1 protein-coding gene is annotated in these 3,338 nt (G+C 72.9%); it reads left to right on the top strand.

Annotated features, from left to right (window positions below):
• The coding region (locus ACRDP3_RS12940; RefSeq protein ID WP_431517053.1) for a helicase-related protein at nt 1-3,338 on the top strand (3,338 nt) is incomplete at both ends.

The raw sequence follows: 3,338 nt of genomic DNA, 5'->3' as shown, positions 1-3,338 counted from the left end.
AAGGCCGTGTTCCTGTACCCGATGAACGCGCTCGCCACCGACCAGGCGCAGCGCATCAACGGGCTGCTCACCGAGTACGAATCGGAATTGGGCAGGGTGCGGGCCGGGCTCTACATCGGTGACCGGGCGGCCACCCGGTACCGGCGGGTGTTCACCGACCGGTCCGACATGCAGGTGACGCCGCCGGACATCCTCATCACCAACTACAAGATGCTGGACCTGCTCCTCCAGCGCTCCGCCGACGCCCCGCTGTGGGCGGACGCCGACATCCGCTACGTGGTGGTCGACGAGTTCCACACCTACGACGGCGCGCAGGGCACCGACGTGGCGATGCTGCTCCGCCGGCTCGCCTCCGCCGTCGGTGCCTCGGAGCCGGGCAGCCCGCTGGGCCGCATCTGCCCGGTCGCCACGTCGGCGACCCTCGCCACCGGCACGGACGCCGACGAGGTGCGGCAACTGCTCGACGTGGCGACCCAGGTGTTCGGCACCGAGTTCCCCTCCGACGCGATCGTCGGCGAACAGCGGCAGACCGTCGACGCGTTCGTGCCGCGCGGCGACTTCGACCCGCTGGTGCCGATCCCGACCCCGGACGAACTGGCCGCTCTGCCCGATCCGACCCTCGGCGACGAGGAGTTCGCCGCGCTCACCGAGGCCGTCACCGGTGGCCGGGACACCGACCCGCACGCCCTCGGCCGGGTCCTGAAGCGGCATCCCCTGACCTCGGCCGTGCTGCACGCCTTGGACGGGCAGGTGCGTTCCGTGCCCGAGGTGCTCGACCTGATGTGGCGCAGCGGCGCACAGTCCTGGGGGCGCACCATCACGCTGCGGCCCGAGGTGGCGGCGACGGCGCTCGCCCGCCTCGTCGCGCTGCTCTCGGTGGCCCGTGCCCCGGAGTCCACGCCTGCCCAGCCGCGCCCCTTCGTACAGGTCGAGGTGCACCAGTGGGCGCGGTCCGTCTCCCGCCTCGTCCGCGGTGTGCTGCCGTGGCCGAAGGCCGAGTTCCAGTGGGACACGGCCGGCACACCGGAGACGTCCGAGGACGGGGCCGCGCGCACCGCGCCGGTGACCACGGCGACGGCCGGGCAGAACGCGAACCTCTTTCTGCCCGCGGTGTACTGCCGTGACTGCGGCCGCTCCGGATGGGCCGTCTTCACCCCGGAGTCCGACGACCTGGACGTCGAGGTCGACACGCACAAGATCCGGCGGGCGTCGGTGAGCCAGGACAAGATGCGGGTCCGCAACCTGATCGCCGCCACCGACGGTGAGGCGAAGGAGGGTTCCGGGGCCGCGCCCATGGACGGTGCGGGCCGCGCCGCCGGACGTGCCGACGCGAACGCGCTGAACGTGACCGGGGCCGGACAGCTCCGCGTCCTGGACGGTCCCAAGCGCAGGCTGCGGCTGCCCGACCCCGTCGCGGACTACGACCCGGAGACCGGCATCCCCCGGCTGGCCGGCTCAGACTCCGCGTTCGTCCTGGTGTTCCTGGGGGAGACCGCGACCACCGCCGCCGAGGAGGACTGGTGCCCGGCCTGCGGCTCGCGCAACACGATCCGCTTCCTCGGCACCGGCGCCGCCGCCCTCGCCGCCGCCTCCGTCACCCAGCTGTTCACCGGCGGGGAGCTCGACAAGGAGCAGGGCGAGACGAAGACGCTGATGTTCAACGACTCGGTGCAGGACGCCGCGCACCGGGCCGGGTTCGTGGCGAGCCGTTCGTACACCTTCTCGCTGCGCGCCCTCTTCGAGAGCCACCTGTCGGCGGAGGCTCCGACCGCGCTGCACGACCTGATCGCCGACGTGGTGGCCGCCACCACCGACCGTTGGACCCTCGCCGCCGTCGTCCCCACCGACCTGCACGACGTGAAGGGCGTCAAGCGGCTGCTGTCCGGCCAGGGCCGGGGCGGGGACCACAAGACCTGGGAGCTGATCGGGGAGCGCTTCGCGTTCGAGGCGCTGATGGAGTTCGGGTTCCGGTCCCGCAACGGCCGGACCCTGGAACTCACCCGGACCGCCGCCGCCCAGGTGCGGATAGCCGACCCGGCCGCCGCCGTCGGCCTGGTGCGGGCCGCGCACACCGCGCCGTACGGAAAGGGCGGGCAACTGCCCGTCCCCGACGCGCTCGACGACGCGCAGTACCTCGGCTTCCTGCGGATCTTCCTGGAACGGCTGCGGACCCGGGGCGCCATCGGCCACCGCTGGCTGGCGGGATATCTGAAGGAGGCCGGCACCAGCCGGTACTTCATCTGGGGCAAGCGGCCCCCCGGCATGCGGGCCTTCCCCAAGGGCATCGCCGCCCCCGTGTTCCTGCTGAGCGCGCCGAAGTCGAGGAGCGAGTTCGACTTCGCCACCGGGCGGCTCTCCTGGTACGAGCGATGGGCCCAGCGCAGCCTCGGGCTGCCGCGCGAACAGGCCGCCGAGTTCTGGTCCCGGCTGCTGCCCGAACTCGTCGCCGCCGGACTGCTGGCCGTGCGCACTCCGGAGGACGGCAGCCTGCGGATCTACGGGCTCCAGCCCGGCGCCGTCGACGTGCAGCTCCTGAAGGACGGCGAGGTCAACCAGGCGTTCGTCCGCTGCCCCTCCTGCTTCTGGGAACAGACCGTCCACCCCGACCTACTGCCCCAGTGGGACGGCCAGAAGTGCCCCGCCTACCGCTGCCGCACCGGCCGCCTCGTCGCCGGAACCCGGCCGGACGGACTCGGCCTGCACCAGCGCGACCGGGACTACCGCGAGGACTACTACCGCAGGCTCTACCGCAAGGCCGGCACGTACCAGGTCGTCACCGCCGAGCACACCGGCATGCTCACCCGGCCGGAGCGCGAACGGGTGGAGGCGGCGTTCCGCGAGGGCAACGGGTTCAAGGACCCCAACGTGCTCTCCTGCACCCCCACTCTGGAGCTGGGCATCGACATCGGCGACCTGTCGGCCGTCGTGCTAGCGGCGCTGCCCCGCCGCGCCGCCAACTACGCCCAGCAGGTCGGCCGCGCCGGCCGGCGCACCGGCAACGCCTTCCTCCTCACCATCCCCGACCGCAGTCGCCGCGACCTGTACTACCTCGACCAGCCCCGCGAGATGATCGCCGGGCAGATCGTGCCACCGGGAAGCCACCTGTCGGCCATCGAGATCCTTCGCCGCCAGTACCTCGCCCACCTCCTCGACCTCGCCGCGCAGGGCCGGCTGAAGCGCGCCGACGGGCAGCCGCTCGCCGCGATCCCGCGCGACGCGCCTGCCCTGTTCGGCCCCTCCGGGTACCTCACCGACCTCGTCGGGGCCGGGCTCAGCGGCGCCGACGGACTCGTCGAGACGTTCCTCGGCCTCTTCCCCACCGGCGTCAGCCCCAAGGC

This window comes from Streptomyces sp. (assembly GCF_050698815.1).
Taxonomy (GTDB): domain Bacteria; phylum Actinomycetota; class Actinomycetes; order Streptomycetales; family Streptomycetaceae; genus Streptomyces.
Note: the sequence above shows the minus strand (reverse complement) of the source record. Positions and strands in the feature narration are given on the sequence as shown.